The sequence below is a fragment of the Anaerococcus sp. Marseille-Q7828 genome, from assembly GCF_949769285.1.
In the GTDB taxonomy this organism is placed as follows: Bacteria; Bacillota; Clostridia; order Tissierellales; family Peptoniphilaceae; genus Anaerococcus.
This window is the reverse complement of the sequence record NZ_OX458331.1, coordinates 1735442-1750360: the sequence shown is the minus strand read 5'-3', so window position 1 is coordinate 1750360 and position 14919 is coordinate 1735442. Positions and strand designations below refer to the sequence as shown.

The 14919-nt window shown below is 32.8% G+C and carries 14 protein-coding genes; all 14 read left to right on the top strand.

The features are described 5' to 3' along the window. Positions 1–3 precede the first annotated feature (3 nt). The 14 genes from QNH69_RS08380 (at position 4) to QNH69_RS08315 (ending at position 14917) form a co-directional block, all read left to right on the top strand. Positions 4–1218, top strand: a complete 1215-nt coding sequence (locus QNH69_RS08380) for an NAD(P)/FAD-dependent oxidoreductase (protein WP_282930030.1) — start codon at positions 4–6, stop codon at positions 1216–1218. Then, a complete protein-coding gene (gene cmk / locus QNH69_RS08375; protein WP_282930029.1) occupies positions 1215–1868 on the top strand; it encodes a (d)CMP kinase in 654 nt (217 codons plus the stop codon). The genes QNH69_RS08380 and cmk overlap by 4 nt, the downstream gene beginning before the upstream one ends. Beyond that, positions 1858–2469: a lysophospholipid acyltransferase family protein gene (locus QNH69_RS08370; protein WP_282930028.1), complete on the top strand. Its 612-nt coding sequence runs from the start codon at positions 1858–1860 to the stop codon at positions 2467–2469. The genes cmk and QNH69_RS08370 overlap by 11 nt, the downstream gene beginning before the upstream one ends. Further along, positions 2450–4663, top strand: a complete 2214-nt coding sequence (locus tag QNH69_RS08365) for a bifunctional 4-hydroxy-3-methylbut-2-enyl diphosphate reductase/30S ribosomal protein S1 (protein ID WP_282930027.1) — start codon at positions 2450–2452, stop codon at positions 4661–4663. Before QNH69_RS08370 ends, QNH69_RS08365 begins: the two co-directional genes overlap by 20 nt. Positions 4664–4730: 67 nt before the next feature. After that, on the top strand, positions 4731–6080 hold the full coding sequence (miaB, locus tag QNH69_RS08360) for a tRNA (N6-isopentenyl adenosine(37)-C2)-methylthiotransferase MiaB (RefSeq protein ID WP_282930026.1): 1350 nt from the start codon (positions 4731–4733) through the stop codon (positions 6078–6080). A 95-nt stretch (positions 6081–6175) separates the two neighbouring features. Continuing rightward, positions 6176–7150, top strand: coding sequence for a V-type ATPase subunit (locus tag QNH69_RS08355; protein WP_282930025.1), 975 nt, complete (start codon positions 6176–6178; stop codon positions 7148–7150). 2 nt (positions 7151–7152) lie between these two features. Next, a complete protein-coding gene (locus QNH69_RS08350) occupies positions 7153–8037 on the top strand; it encodes a hypothetical protein (protein WP_282930024.1) in 885 nt (294 codons plus the stop codon). 5 nt (positions 8038–8042) lie between these two features. Continuing rightward, the gene (locus tag QNH69_RS08345) at positions 8043–9869 is read left to right on the top strand and encodes a V-type ATPase 116kDa subunit family protein (protein ID WP_282930023.1); all 1827 of its coding nucleotides are present in this window, start codon (positions 8043–8045) and stop codon (positions 9867–9869) included. A gap of 23 nt (positions 9870–9892) precedes the next feature. Beyond that, complete coding sequence (locus QNH69_RS08340; RefSeq protein ID WP_282930022.1) at positions 9893–10327, top strand: ATP synthase subunit C; 435 nt, start codon at positions 9893–9895, stop codon at positions 10325–10327. Position 10328: 1 nt separating this feature from the next. After that, positions 10329–10568: a V-type ATP synthase subunit F gene (locus QNH69_RS08335; RefSeq protein ID WP_282930021.1), complete on the top strand. Its 240-nt coding sequence runs from the start codon at positions 10329–10331 to the stop codon at positions 10566–10568. Between the two features lie 11 nt (positions 10569–10579). After that, entirely contained in the window at positions 10580–11185 is a 606-nt protein-coding gene (locus QNH69_RS08330) for an ATPase (RefSeq protein ID WP_282930020.1), read from the top strand. Further along, complete coding sequence (locus tag QNH69_RS08325; protein WP_282930019.1) at positions 11169–12923, top strand: V-type ATP synthase subunit A; 1755 nt, start codon at positions 11169–11171, stop codon at positions 12921–12923. Before QNH69_RS08330 ends, QNH69_RS08325 begins: the two co-directional genes overlap by 17 nt. Next, a complete protein-coding gene (locus tag QNH69_RS08320; protein WP_282930018.1) occupies positions 12916–14280 on the top strand; it encodes a V-type ATP synthase subunit B in 1365 nt (454 codons plus the stop codon). The genes QNH69_RS08325 and QNH69_RS08320 overlap by 8 nt, the downstream gene beginning before the upstream one ends. A 1-nt stretch (position 14281) precedes the next feature. After that, positions 14282–14917, top strand: coding sequence for a V-type ATP synthase subunit D (locus tag QNH69_RS08315; protein ID WP_282930017.1), 636 nt, complete (start codon positions 14282–14284; stop codon positions 14915–14917). Positions 14918–14919: the final 2 nt, after the last annotated feature.

Below are 14919 nucleotides of genomic sequence, written 5' to 3'. Positions count from 1 at the left end.
TATATGAAAAAAATCGGAATTATCGGAGCTGGGGCAAGTGGACTCTATGCTGCCGTAAACTTAAAAAATGAAAATAACGAAGTTACCATATTAGAGAAAAATTCTGAAATAGGCAAGAAGATTCTTATGACAGGCAATGGTAGGTGCAATATTACTAATGGCAAATACTATGATGAATTTTTAGAAAATATTGTTACCAACAAAAAGTTTATATACTCTGCCTTTAATCTTCACGATAATTATGCTAGTATTGAATTTTTTGAAAATAATGGCCTAGAACTTGTGAGAGAAGACGATGACAGGATTTTCCCTAAGTCACAAAAAGCAAAAGATGTTATTAGCTTTTTTGAAAAGTTGATAGTAGAGAAAAACATCAAGCTTGTTACAAATGCTGAGGTCCTAAAAATCAAAAAGAATGACAATTTTCTTGTAACAACAGCAAAAAAAGATTATCAATTTGACTATTTGATCATTGCGACAGGCGGACTTTCATATCCCAATACAGGCTCGTCTGGTGATGGCTACAATTTTGCCAGAGACTTTGGCCATAGTATAACAAAATTAAGGCCGTCCTTAGTTCCCATATTTTTTAAGGATAAGGATTTGAAAACCATAAAAGCTTTATCCTTTGATAGTATAGGGATAAGGCTTATAAGTGATAGGGGATCTAAAGAAGATTATGGACCAGTTCTAATAACAAAAAACTTTATAACAGGTCCTTGTGTTTTGAAAATATCATCTATGGCTATCAATGAAAATATAACGGAAATAAGACTTAACTTTACGGGCAAAGATTTCGATGAGCTTGATAGGGATTTTATAGAACTATTAAATAAAAATCCAAAGAAAGATGTGGTAAATATTCTTAAAGAATATATGGCTGAAGCACTTTGTCCTATTATCCTAAGCAGGTCAAATGTGGATTTGTCTAGGAAAGCATCAGAGCTTACAAGAAATGACCGCCATAATATAATAGAAAATATTATTAATTTTAAATTGACCTTTGATAGATTTGGTGGATTTAATACTGCTGTAATAACAAAAGGTGGGGTTAATGTAGATGAAATAAACCCCAAAACCATGGAATCAAAAAAAGTTCCTGACCTATATTTTATAGGAGAAGTTCTTGATATAGATGGATTAACAGGTGGATACAACCTACAGCTAGCTTTCACTAGTGCCTATGCAGCAGCTAATGCTATAAAGGAGAAACTATGACATATATTATTGCAATAGATGGACCAAGTGGTTCAGGCAAATCAACAATATCAAATGAATTGGCAGAGATTTTAAAGATACAATACTTAAATACAGGGGCAATGTATAGGGCTGTTACTCATTTTTTCTTAGAAAATAGTATAAATGAAGATGCAAGTGATGAGCAAATACTTTCAATGCTTGGTAAGATAAAAATAAATTTTATAGACAACGAGATTTATTTAAATGGCAAAAATATTGAAAAAGAAATAAGGACTGACCAAGTTACCAAAAATGTATCTTGGGTTTCAGCAAATGCCCTAGTAAGAGAAAAGCTAGTATCAATGCAAAGAGAAATAGCCAATGAAAAATCCTTTGTCCTTGACGGTAGGGATATTGGTACAGTTGTATTTCCTGATGCAAAATATAAATTCTATCTGACAGCCTCAAGCAAAGAAAGGGCTAGGAGGAGATTTTTGCAAAATGAGTCAGAGTTAACTATAGAAGAAATAGAAAAATCTATAATAGATAGGGACCTATATGACTCATCAAGGGAAAATTCGCCTCTTAGAAAGGCAGACGATGCAATAGAAATTGATAGTTCTATGCAAAGCATAGACCAAACAATAGATGCTATTTTAAGCCATATGGATAAAGAAGATGTTTTATAAAGTTTTAAGGGCTATCTTGATATTTTTTATCAAGCCTATTATGAGAGTCCATGTGGATGGACTTGAAAATTTGCCGGAAAATAATGACTATATCCTATGTGCCAATCATAAGTCCAATTGGGATCCAATATTTTTGGCCATTTCTATTCCAAATCAAATATATTTTGTGGCCAAAAAAGAAATCACTACTTGGCCAATTGTAGGTTGGCTTGTAAAAAAACTTGGAGTAATCCCAGTGGAAAGAGATGGTAGAGACCTGGCAAGTCTTAAACATTGTATTAAATTGCTTAAAGAAGACAAGACTATAGGGATTATGCCAGAGGGAACAAGGACTAAGAATATTGATAGGGCCAATATGAAAGATGGGGTAAGCTTTATGGCTTTAAAAGCAAAGGTAGATATCATTCCTGTTGAAATTATATCAACATTTAAGCCATTTAGAAAAACTTTTGTAAATATTCACGAGCCTGTAAGACTTGATAAGTATCTGGATATGAAAACAAAAGTTGCTATGGAAGAGATGACAGATGAAGTATTTACAAAGATTTATACTAGTAAATTGGGAGAAATAGAAGGTAGAAATGCAAATAATTATAGCTGATAATTCTGGATTTTGCTTTGGTGTAAAAAGATCGGTAGACTTGGCCAACCAAGCCCTAGATAGCACAAAAGAAAAGTATACAGTAGGACCATTAATCCATAATCCACAACTTGTAGGGAAACTGGAAGAAGAAGGACTTAAGGTAATTACAAAAGAAGAAGCCCTAAATATCAAGGATTCTTTGATACTTATTAGAGCCCATGGAGAAAGTGCAGATTTCAAAAAAGCTCTAATTGAAAATGGTAACGAAATTTTAGATGCAACCTGTCCAGTTCTTACAAATATATATAAAAAAATAATGGAAAAAGAAGAAGAAGGATACCAAGTAATTATCATCGGAGATAGGAATCATCCTGAGATAAAAGCTATGGACTCTTATTTAAAAGATGGTATAATAATTACGAATGAGACTGAAGCAAAAAATATTAGATGTAAGAAGCCAATCTATGTAGTAAGTCAAACTACAAACAGATCGGATTTTTACTACAATGTTGCGAACATCTTAAAAGATAATAATGATAGTGTAGTAATAGATAACACAATTTGTAATGCTACAAAACTAAGGCAAGATTCTGCAAAAGACCTTGCTAAGGATGTAGATTGTATGATTGTAGTTGGTGGTTTTAATAGTTCTAATACAAACAAGCTATATGACGTGGCAAGTTTGTATAATAATAATGTTTTTAGGATTGAAACTGTTAAAGATCTACCTTTGCAAAAGCTCTCAGAATTTAAAAAAATTGGAATAATCGCGGGTGCGTCCACACCTGATGAGATTATTGAGGAGGTAGTAAGTAAAATGGATGAATTTACAAAAGAAGATTTTATGAATAGTCTTGAAGATAGTATGAAAAAAATCTATCCAAAAGATATTGTAACAGGAACAGTTATCGATGTTAAAGAAGATGAGGTTTTTGTTGACATTCAATACCGTGCAGATGGTATCATAAAACTTGATGAAATGACAGAAGAAGAAAGAGAAAATCCTAAAGAACATTTTGAAGTAGGATCAGTACTTGATGTTTATGTTATTAAACTTGATGATGGTGAAGGAAACGTATCATTATCAACAAGAAGAGTTCTAGGAATGAAGAGCTGGAAAGAACTATTAGAAAAATATGAAAACGACGAAATAGTTGAAGGCCATGTAACAGGATTTAACAAAGGCGGTCTAACTGCTGAAGTTAACGGAATCCAAGGATTCATTCCTGCAAGCCAAGTTGCAACATATTTTGTTAAAAACTTCAAAAAATTCGTTGGTGAAACATGGGATTTAAAGATTGTTTCTATTGACGAAAGAAAAAATAGATTAGTTTTATCTCGTAAAGACGTTCTTGAAGGAGAACTTGAAGAAAGATGGGAAGAACTTGAGGAAGGTCAAGTTGTAGAAGGTGAAGTAGCTAGACTTACAGACTTCGGTGCTTTTGTTGAAGTAAATGGACTTGACGGATTACTTCACGTTTCTGACATTGCTTGGAGTAGAGTTGAAGTTCCATCTGATGTACTTAATGTTGGAGATAAAATCGAAGTTAAAATCTTAAAACTAAATAAAGAAAAGAACAGAATTTCTCTTGGACGCAAACAATTACTTGACAAACCATTTGATTCCTTTGTAAACAGCCACGAAGTTGGAGATGTAGTAAAAGGTAAAGTTGTTAACCTACTTGACTTTGGCGCATTTGTAGAAGTAGCTGACGGAGTTGAAGGTTTAGTTCACGTTTCAGAAATTTCTTGGGATCACGTTGAAAAACCATCTGATGAACTTAATGTTGGTGATGAAATCGAAGTTAAGATTATCTCAATTGACAAAGAAGAAGAAAAAGTTGGTTTATCAATCAAACAACTAGAAGAAGCTCCAGAAAGACCAGAAAGAAAACCTAGAAGAGAAAACAGAGCTAACAATAACCAAAATAGACCAAGAAGAAAAGCAGAAAGAAGTCAAAGCCAAAACTTCTCTTCAGATGCTGACCTAAACAACAACCTAGGTAATCTTCTAGAACAAGCTCTACTTGGTGCTGGTGAAACAGATCTTATCGGCGAAGAAAGCGAAGTTGATGGAGTTATAGATGATATCGAAGCTAGCGAAAATGTTGAAGAACATGAAGAAGTTAGCGAAACAGAAATCAACACTGAAGAAGCTGCTGAATCAATAGCTGAAGAAGAAGCAAGTGAAGCTGACGAAGAAATAGAATAAGAAAATCTATAAAATTAACAATAAAAGAAGGTGATTAAAGTCATCTTCTTTTTTCAATGAGGAGTAAATGGAAATTAAAGAAAAATATAAAGATTATTTTAAAGGTAAGAAATACAATATAACAACTTTTGGTTGCCAAATGAATGAGCATGATTCTGAGAGAATATCCTATATATTAGAAGATTTAGGATATACTTATACAGAAATTAGAGAAGAAGCTGACTTTATCCTATTTAACACATGTTTGGTTCGTGAGAATGCAGAACTAAAACTATATGGTCAGGTATCATCACTTAAAAAACTTAAGAAAGCTCATCCAGAAAAAATTATAGCAGTATCTGGTTGTATGATGCAAACGTCAACAGCAAGAGAGGTGATAGTAACAAAACATAAAGAAGTTGATATAGTATTTGGTACAAAAAACATCAATTCACTTGCTGATTTGATATATAGGTATCTTGAAACTGGGGAAAGAGTAGTTGACGTATCAACTGATAATGCAAAAGATGATTTTGAAAAATACAACTCTACCAACAACTTCCAAGCCTATGTAAATATAATGCGTGGCTGTGATAATTTCTGTTCATATTGCATAGTTCCAGAATCAAGGGGTAGAGAAGAATCCAGAAGGCCTTACTCAATCATAGAAGAAGTTGAATATTTAGCCAGTAAAGGTTTCAAAGAATTCACATTATTAGGACAAAATGTAAACTCATACGGCAACAAGACTAATGATGGCTTTACTTTCCCAGAACTGTTAAATAGGGTTGCAAAAATACCTGGTGTAGAAAGATTAAGATTTACATCAAGCCACCCAAAAGACTTATCAGATGAGTTAATCTATGTAATGCGCGATAATGACAACATTTGCAATTACTTCCACCTTCCTATGCAATCAGGATCAAATGAAGTACTTAAAAAAATGAACCGTCACTACACAATAGAAAAATATATTGAAAGAGCAAATAAATTAAAAGAAGAAATACCAGGTATAGCACTTTCTACTGATATTATAGTAGGTTTTCCTACAGAAACAGAAGAAGATTTCCAGGCCACAATAGATGCTTGTAAGGAAATAGAATTTGATTCAGCCTTTACTTTTAAGTATAGCCCTAGGCCAAAGACAGTGGCAGCTAAGATGCCTACAATAGATGAAGATATAGTTCAAGATAGGTTCCAAAGGCTTCTAGATGAGCTATATCCAATATTCAATCAAAAGAACAAGGAATATATTGGCCGTACTGTAGAAGTTCTCATAGAGGGAGAATCAAAGAATAATCCTGAAATTCTAACAGGTAGAACCGATACTTTCAAATTAGTTCATGTAAAGGCTCCAAAGGATTTGATTGGTCAAATCGTCAAAGTCAAGATTACAGATAATACTTCATTTACCATAAGTGGTGAATTGGTTAACTAATAATCAATTAAATTATAAATGATATCAAATATTTATTATGCTTTTATAACTATTATAAAAGTGTTATTATTTATCCGTTAAAGGAGATGACTTAAATGAGAGATGTAGTAGTAAAAGCAAAAGCTAAAATGGGAAGAATTCCCGATGATGATCTTTACTTAAATCTTGCAAGCTATGGCGATTTTGATAAAAAAGTTGACATACTTTCAAAAGCTTATCCCGATATTGATTATAGTAGGGAGAAAGTTAATCTTGAAGCTAACAACTTTAAGAGGATGTTTGCAGAAATCAAAAGTATAGATTATTTTCTAACAGGTCTTGAAAGTGACTTCTTTAACCTATATTTTTCTAAATATGAGATTTTGTTTTTGCAGGAGATAATTGAATCTCTTGTAAACGACAATTTTTCTAGAAATTATCTGACTTTCAAATCAAATCCTCTATCTGAAAACTTTATTCTAGATAGCAAGATGGATTTGGAATCTTTTATAAAAGCAAATCAAAATAGTAGATATTATAGAACCCTGCTACCATTTTTAAATAAAAATATGCAGGCTGAGAACTTAATATTTCTAACAAGTAATGCTCTAATGAAGTTCTATTATAGATCCTTGTTAAAATTGTCTAAGAAACTAAAAGAGCATAAACTTATTAGAAAATTTTTGGGTGAAGAGATAAATCTACTAAATTTTGAAATGCTTTATAGGCTCAAGAACTATTATGACCTCAACGATGGTGATATTTTCAATTATCTGATTGAAGGTGGTAATAGTTTTAATGGAGAAAGATTAAAAGAACTTTCCCTATTATCAAAAGATGAGTTTTTAGAAAAGATGAGATTGGGCAAGTATAAGAAAGTCTTTGCAAATACTGATAATATTCACAAAGAGATTAGAAAATATGAGCTGAAACTTTATAAAAGTGAAATAACTAAGGAAGAATCAGACATATTATATGTGATTTCTGCGATGAATATTATTTTTATTAGTGGAGAAAATATAGAAGCCCTCATGGAATTAGATGATAGTTTCAATAAAGATGAACGTTTAGAATATTTAATAGTGAGGTAACAATGGCAGTTGAAAAAATGTATCTGGTAAATATGATATCTAACTTGGATAATTTGGATAACTTCCTAGAAGATGTTATTAAGATTGGTGAAATAGAACCAGTTGATGCCTTTAACCAAGTTACTAATAGGACGTTTAATATACGCGCAAGCGCTGAAAATGTTGATATTACTGAAGATATCAATAAACTATCAGGTTTTCAAAAAGAAGATGATGGCTACAATGAAAAATTAGTGGAACTTAAAAATTCGCTAAATCTAGCCGATAGTCAAAATGGGAATCTTGTCGATCCCCAAAGAGTTAACGAGTTCTATGATAGGTTAAAGTCATTAATAAAAGAAAAAGAAGAGTTAGAAGAAAAATCTAGGCAACTAAACATTTACAAAGAAAATGTAGACAAATTAAGAGATTATAATATTGATATAGAGAAAATCCAAAATCTCAAATTCTTTGATTATAGGTATGGTTCAGTTTCTGAAGATGGTCGTTTCATATTAAAAAACAACTATGAAAATATCCCATCTCTAATAATCCACTTGGATAATGACGTAGATAGGGCCAGCCTAAAAGCTATAGAAGAAATATATGCTCTAGATGAAGCAACATATAATCTTAACGATCAAACTGAAAAAGTTCTTGCTAATGAGAGAATAAATACTAGAAATGTATCTCTTTCTCTTGATCAAGAATATAACAAGAAGACAAAAGAAGAGTCAGATAAGATTTATAATGAAATAATGGATGATGCTAATAATAAAATTAATAGTATTAATGCTGACTACCAATCCAAAATAAACTTTATGGATAGTATCTACAAAGAATATAAGGGTGAGGTTATTGATAAAATTGTCGACTTCCTCATAGAAGATAAAGATTTTGAGATGTAAGCTATATGGCAAATAGATTAAATACGCCGAAAGTCAATAGTCAGGCATTGGAGGATGATTATTTATTACTTTATCCAAAGAAAGTATTGGAAGATATTTCCAGATCTATAAATTCATTGGGTTTTGTAGATAAGGACCTATCTAATGAAAAATCTGACTATGATATAGCAAATGAATTAGATGTTACAAGAAGGGACCTAGAAAATATTGATCACAAAATTGATGATTTGAAAGATTCTTATAAAGATATAGTTGACAATATTCCTTATAATATTAATTATCAAAAAAAGGCCGAGCACTTTGAAGAGTCTATGGCCTACGGTGAAAAATATTTCTACTTCTCAGCCCAGGTTCCTGAAAAAAAGTTAAAGGAATTAGAAGATATGGCAGACAAATATCCTGATACTAGGATAAGTAATGATGATAATTCTGATTTTAAAGTCAACCCTAATAAGGATAATAAAAAACTTTCAAATGAAGAAGATTATCTATTAATTTATCCTAATAAGGTAAAAAAGGATGTATCTAGATCTGTAAATACTTTGGGTTTTGTCGATAAAGACCTGCCTAAAGATTTGCTGATTAAAGATATAGATGAAAAACAAAGTCAGACCAAAAAAAGACTAAATGAAATAAATAGTCAAATAGAAGAAATCAATAGAGACTACCAAGATATACTTGGCAATATTTCTTACTCTATTGAATATGAGAAAAAGTCTGACGAATTGAAGAACAATATGGCCCATGGTGATGAGTATTTTTACTTATCCGGATGGGTACCAGAAAGCGAACTAAATAAATTCGAAAGCTTGGAAGATAAGTACAAAAATACTATTATCACAACCAAAGATGTTGATAGTGTAAATGAGCAGCCTCCTACTAAGCTTAAAAACAACAAGTTTGTAAGACCATTTGAATATATGGTCAATATGTATGGCGCTCCAAACTATGATGAGATTGACCCGACACCATTTTTTGCAATAACATATATGTTACTATACGGACTAATGTTTGGTGACCTTGGTCAAGGTTTAGTTTTCTTAGGACTTGGATTCTGGTTATCAAAGAAAAATGAGACTTTTGGAGCAATACTCAAAAGAATTGGAATATCAGCGTCCATCTTTGGACTTATGTATGGATCTTTCTTTGGTAGAGAAGATTTGATTCCTGCCTTGCTCATAAAACCATTTGATAACATCATGACAGTTCTAATTGCATCAGTTGTATTTGGTGTAAGTTTAATGGTGATTTCATATATAATTGGTATTTATAACAAAGTCCATCTTCAAAAAAATATTGAAGAAGGAATCTTTGGTAAAGAAGGTTTTGCCGGACTTATGATGATGGCTTCATTTATCATAATAGTTCTTGCAATTGTAAATGTAGGTCCAGTTCCAAAAAATATTGGTGTGATTTTGCTTATAATTTCAATAGTGATGATGGTATTTAAGCAACCTATAGCAAGAAAGTTAGAAGGAAATAAGAAACTATACGACCAAGCAAAGGGAGATTACTATCTTGAAGGTTCATTTTCAGTGATAGAAGCTTTGCTTTCAGTATTTTCAAATCTTGTATCATTTACAAGAGTTGGAGCCTTTGCTATAAACCACGTTGGTTTGTATATGGCTTTTGAAGTTATGGCAAAACTTGCTGGTGGTGGTATCAAAGGCTTTATAATATTAGTCATTGGAAATATTTTTATAATCGGCCTAGAGGGTATGATTGTAGGTATCCAAGGACTAAGACTAGAATTTTACGAAATGTTTAGCAAGTATTACGAAGGAAATGGTCATTTATTTAGACCAATTAATCAAAGAAATTTTAACAAGTAGAAAAGGAAAGATAAGGAAAAATTATGATTAAAAATATTGGATTTTTAGCACTAGCTGTTGTAGTAATTACAATTTACTCAGGTTTATATTTATTAAAAAATAACGAAGATACTTCAAAAGATAAAATAAAAAAAGCACTCAAAATTAATTTATTCACTTTTGTTCCAATCATGGCAATGATAGTAGTATTACTATTGCCAGCTAACTCATCAGCAGCAGCTGAAGCAGCAGGTACTGCAGCAAGTAGTGCTGATGGACTAAAATACATTGGTGCAGCATTATCAACAGGTCTTGCTACTATTGGTACAGGCTTTGCAGTAGGTAATGTAGGTTCTGCAGCACTTGGAGCAATTTCTGAAGACCAATCTATCTTAGGTCGTACAATTATCTTCGTAGGTCTAGCAGAAGGTATCGCTATCTTTGGTGTTATCATCTCAATTATGATTCTTAACGCTTAAAATGAAAGCTAGAATATTAACTGACGATCCAAGTCTTATAGTAATGTTTAGGCTTGGGTCTATTGAAGGAATACAAACTTCTAACTATGACGAAGCAAAAGATAAGTTTTATGAGTCAATAAAAGAAGATGACCTTGCAGTCTTGATTCTTACAAAAACTGTCGAAGGCTGGCTGATAAAAGAAGTAAAAGAGCACAAAGAAAGTGAAAGTATTCCTTTAATTGTTGTAATAGATGGTTAATTGGAGGTAATATGCTCGATTTAAATGCTAAACTCTCAACATTTAGAAAAATGGTTTGGGATGAGGAAAAAGCAAAAAGTGAAAAAGAATTATATAATTCTACACATGTAAATAGTTCACAAATTGATGAAAAAAAAGAAAATCTAGAGAAAGATTTGAAAAAAACTTTAGAATCTAGAAGATCTTTTGCACAAATTCGTGGCAATGAAAAAATTTCAAAATTAGAAGAAGAGCAAAAAACTAATTTTTATTCCCACAAAGAATACCTTTTAAATGATATGGTAAGTGAGATTAAAAATAAGCTTAAAGAATATACAAAAACAGAAGATTACAAAAAAAGCCTAAAAGAAAATATTGATAAAGAACTAGATGATCTTGATGAAGATCCAAGTGACTTTACAATACTTGTAAAAGAAGCTGACAAAGATTTATTGTCTTATCCAAATCTTGGAAGCATGGATGATAAGTACATCGGTGGCTTTATCCTAAAGGCTAATGATGGTTCTTACCAATATAATAGGACTTATTTGGCTAGAATAGAAGACAATAAGTATGAAATAGGAAGAACCTTGTATAAGCTGTTTGAAAGAGAGAGTTTTAATGAATCCAAAAATTAAAACAATAAATGGACCAGTAGTTGTAGCTAAAGATGCCAGCAGCCTTAAGATTCGTGAGATGGTATCAGTTGGAAATCTAAAACTTATTGGTGAGGTAATATCAGTTGAAGGTGACTTTGCAACTATAGAAGTTTATGAAGATACTTCAGGGCTAAAAGCAGGAGAAGAAGTAATTTCAACAGGTAGACCCCTATCTGTAAGACTTGGACCTGGTCTTTTGAAAAATATGTTTGACGGTATAGAAAGACCTCTAGAAAAAATACAAGATAAAAATGGGGCCTTTATACCTTCAGGTATTGGTTTTGAAAACCTTGATGAAGACAAAGAATGGGAAGTTGAAATGAAAGTAGCTGTAGGAGACCAAGTTCATGTTGGTGATATCTACGCTACAATAATGGAAACAAAAACTATTGAACACAGGCTAATGAGTAGTTTTGATGGAACAGTCAAAGAAGTAAAGCCATCAGGAACATATAAGATTGAAGATACTATAGTAGTCCTAGATACTAATGATGGCGAAAAGGAATTAAAACTTTACCAATATTGGCCAGTAAGAAATCCTAGACCAGTCAAAAAAGTTCGTCCACTAGAATTACTTTTAAATACAGGCCAAAGAGTACTTGATGTATTCTTTCCAGTTGCCAAGGGTGGTACTGTAGCTATTCCTGGAGGATTTGGTACAGGTAAAACTATGCTCCAACACCAATTTGCCCAATATGCAGATGCTGATATAATTATCTACATCGGTTGTGGTGAACGTGGTAACGAGATGACCCAAGTACTTGAAGAATTCCCTGAGCTAATAGACCCAAATACAGGTTATGGTCTAATGGAGAGAACAATTCTTATTGCAAACACGTCAAATATGCCAGTAGCAGCTCGTGAAGCTTCTATCTATACAGGTATTACTATAGCAGAATACTTTAGAGATATGGGCTACCACGTTGCTCTTATGGCCGATTCTACATCTAGATGGGCTGAAGCCCTTCGTGAAATATCTGGACGTTTGGAAGAAATACCTGCCGAAGAAGGATATCCAGCATATCTAGGAAGCCGCCTTTCTCAGTTTTATGAAAGAGCTGGTTATTTTACAAATCTAAATGGATCCGAAGGTTCAGTTACCCTAATAGGTGCTGTTTCTCCATCTGGTGGTGACTTCTCTGAACCAGTAACAGAAAACACACGTAGATCAGTAAATGTATTTCTAGGACTAGATAGAAAACTTGCTTATTCACGTCACTACCCAGCTATTAACTGGATGACTTCATACTCAAACTACCTAGATACAATGAGAGCCTACTATCAAGAAAATACGGGCACTGACATCATTGCTATAAGAAATGAACTAATGAATGTTCTTTTGCAAGAAGATGAAGTAAGGTCAATCCTTATGCTTGTAGGTCAAGATGCCCTATCTGATAGCCAAAAAAACATCCTTGATGTTGCAGAACTTGTAAGAGTAGGATTCTTGCAACAAAATGCCTACAATGATACAGATAAGTATGTACCATTAGAAAAGCAAATAAAAATGCTTGAAGTAATAAGAAATTATTACAATTACTCACAAAATGCCATCAAAGCTGGTATCCAATACAAGAATATGTTCAGTGCAGATTTGATCAATGATATTACACAGATGAAATATACAATCAAAAATGATGATTTAGACAAATTTGTAGATCTTAATAATGAGATTGAATCTCATTTTTTAAATTTAAAAGGAGGAATTAATGCGTAAGGAATACACAAAAGTAAAAAGAATTGAATCCTCCATCATAGAAATAGAAAAAGTTGCTAACGTTGCCTACAATGCTGTAGTATCAGTTCATGCCCTTGGTATGGATTTTGTAGGTCAAGTCGTAAAAATAGACGATGATACTATATCTATAGAGGTTTTTGGTAATACCCAAGACTTCTCCCTAGATGATATAGTAATCAAATTTGAGGAAAAACCATTAGCAATTCCACTAAATGAAAATATTTTGGGAAGAACCTTTGATGGACTAGCACGTCCTATTGATAATGGTGGGGAAGTTTATGCAGAAAAAACTTATCCAGTTGAAGGCGAACCACTAAACCCAGTTGCTCGTGAGTATCCAAGAGATTTTATTCAAACAGGTATATCAGCTATAGATACTCTGACAACTCTAATCCGTGGACAAAAACTTCCTATATTTTCAGGTTATGGTCTTTCCCACAACCAAATAGCAGCACAAATTGTTAGACAAGCAAAGCTAAAAACTGACGAAGACTTTGCCTTTGTATTTGCTGCAATGGGAATTAAAAAAGATGAAGCTATGTTTTTTGAAGATGCCTTCAATAAGGCAGGTGTCCGTGATAAGGTAGTAATGTACCAAAACCTTGCAGATAGCCCAATAATGGAACGTCTTATAGCTCCTAAGTGTGCCCTAACTGCAGCAGAATATTTAGCCTATGAAAAAGGCTACCATGTTTTGGTAATAATTACAGATATGACTTCATATTCAGAAGCCTTGCGTGAGGTTTCATCAATCAGACAAGAGGTTCCATCTCGTAAGGGTTACCCAGGTTATCTTTATTCTGACCTTGCAACCCTATACGAAAGAGCTGGTATGATTCGTGGTACAAAGGGATCAGTAACACTTATTCCAATACTAACCATGCCAAATGATGACATTACCCACCCAGTACCTGACCTTACAGGTTATATTACAGAAGGACAGATTGTAATTGATAGAGGTCTATTTAATAAGGGTATCTATCCACCAATCAATGTTCTCCCATCTCTATCCCGTCTTATGAAAGATGGTATTGGTGAGGGTTATACGAGAGCAGACCATGAAGACTTGATGAACCAAATTTATGAATCATATTCCCATGTCGGTGAGGTTAGAAATATAGCCCAAATCGTTGGTGAAGATGACCTATCAGATATAGACAAGAAGTACTTGGAATTTGGCGATGAGTTTGAAAAAAGATTCCTATCCCAAGATCCAACTGAAAATAGAGAGCTTGACCAAAGTTTAGATTTAGGTTGGGAAATCCTAAAAATATTACCAAGAACAGAGCTTCACAGGGTAAGTCCTGAAAACTTGGATAAGTTTATAGGTAATTAATATGGAAATAAAATCAACAGCCCCTACCAAGGCCAATTTGATTGCAGCCAAAGACCAATTATCCTTACTAAACACAGGTCTTGATATCCTAGATAAGTCTAGAAAAGCTCTAATCGGAGCCCATGATTCAAAGATTAAACAAAGAGATGAGCTAAATGATCAGGTAAATGAAACTATAGCTAGAGTAAGCAAAAACTTTAAAAAAGCTATGGTTACCATGGGAGAGGCAAAGCTAAATGACATAGCAAGCCTTCTTCCAGTTGATAATAGTATAAGCCTTAAGGAAAGTGAATTTATGCAGACAAAGGTCTATGACATAGATTTCACTCCGCAAAAATTAAGTTTATCATATTCATTTTATGAAACAAACGAGACATTTGACCAAGCTGTGCTATCGTTTAATGAGCTTAAAAGCAAAATTTTAAAATTAGCAGAACTTGATACGACAATAAATAACCTTGATAGGCAGATTAAAAAAACAAGTAAAAAAGTAAATTCTCTAGAGAAAGTTCAAATACCAAAACTAGAGGATAGAATAAAGGAAATTTCATCATTAATCGAAGAAAAGGAAAGAGAAGAATTCTCTAAGACAAAGATGGTTAAAGATAGGAAATTAAAAGAAAACACCGAAGTTTAGAA

Excerpts from the sequence above, each read along its gene's own strand:
- QNH69_RS08335 (WP_282930021.1), top strand. The coding sequence starts at position 10,329 with ATGAAAGCTAGAATATTAACTGACGATCCAAGTCTTATAGTAATGTTT.
- QNH69_RS08340 (WP_282930022.1), top strand. The coding sequence starts at position 9,893 with ATGATTAAAAATATTGGATTTTTAGCACTAGCTGTTGTAGTAATTACA.
- QNH69_RS08325 (WP_282930019.1), top strand. The coding sequence starts at position 11,169 with ATGAATCCAAAAATTAAAACAATAAATGGACCAGTAGTTGTAGCTAAA.
- cmk (WP_282930029.1), top strand. The coding sequence starts at position 1,215 with ATGACATATATTATTGCAATAGATGGACCAAGTGGTTCAGGCAAATCA.
- QNH69_RS08355 (WP_282930025.1), top strand. The coding sequence starts at position 6,176 with ATGAGAGATGTAGTAGTAAAAGCAAAAGCTAAAATGGGAAGAATTCCC.
- QNH69_RS08330 (WP_282930020.1), top strand. The coding sequence starts at position 10,580 with ATGCTCGATTTAAATGCTAAACTCTCAACATTTAGAAAAATGGTTTGG.
- QNH69_RS08350 (WP_282930024.1), top strand. The coding sequence starts at position 7,153 with ATGGCAGTTGAAAAAATGTATCTGGTAAATATGATATCTAACTTGGAT.
- QNH69_RS08380 (WP_282930030.1), top strand. The coding sequence starts at position 4 with ATGAAAAAAATCGGAATTATCGGAGCTGGGGCAAGTGGACTCTATGCT.
- QNH69_RS08345 (WP_282930023.1), top strand. The coding sequence starts at position 8,043 with ATGGCAAATAGATTAAATACGCCGAAAGTCAATAGTCAGGCATTGGAG.
- QNH69_RS08320 (WP_282930018.1), top strand. The coding sequence starts at position 12,916 with ATGCGTAAGGAATACACAAAAGTAAAAAGAATTGAATCCTCCATCATA.
- miaB (WP_282930026.1), top strand. The coding sequence starts at position 4,731 with ATGGAAATTAAAGAAAAATATAAAGATTATTTTAAAGGTAAGAAATAC.
- QNH69_RS08370 (WP_282930028.1), top strand. The coding sequence starts at position 1,858 with ATGTTTTATAAAGTTTTAAGGGCTATCTTGATATTTTTTATCAAGCCT.
- QNH69_RS08365 (WP_282930027.1), top strand. The coding sequence starts at position 2,450 with ATGCAAATAATTATAGCTGATAATTCTGGATTTTGCTTTGGTGTAAAA.
- QNH69_RS08315 (WP_282930017.1), top strand. The coding sequence starts at position 14,282 with ATGGAAATAAAATCAACAGCCCCTACCAAGGCCAATTTGATTGCAGCC.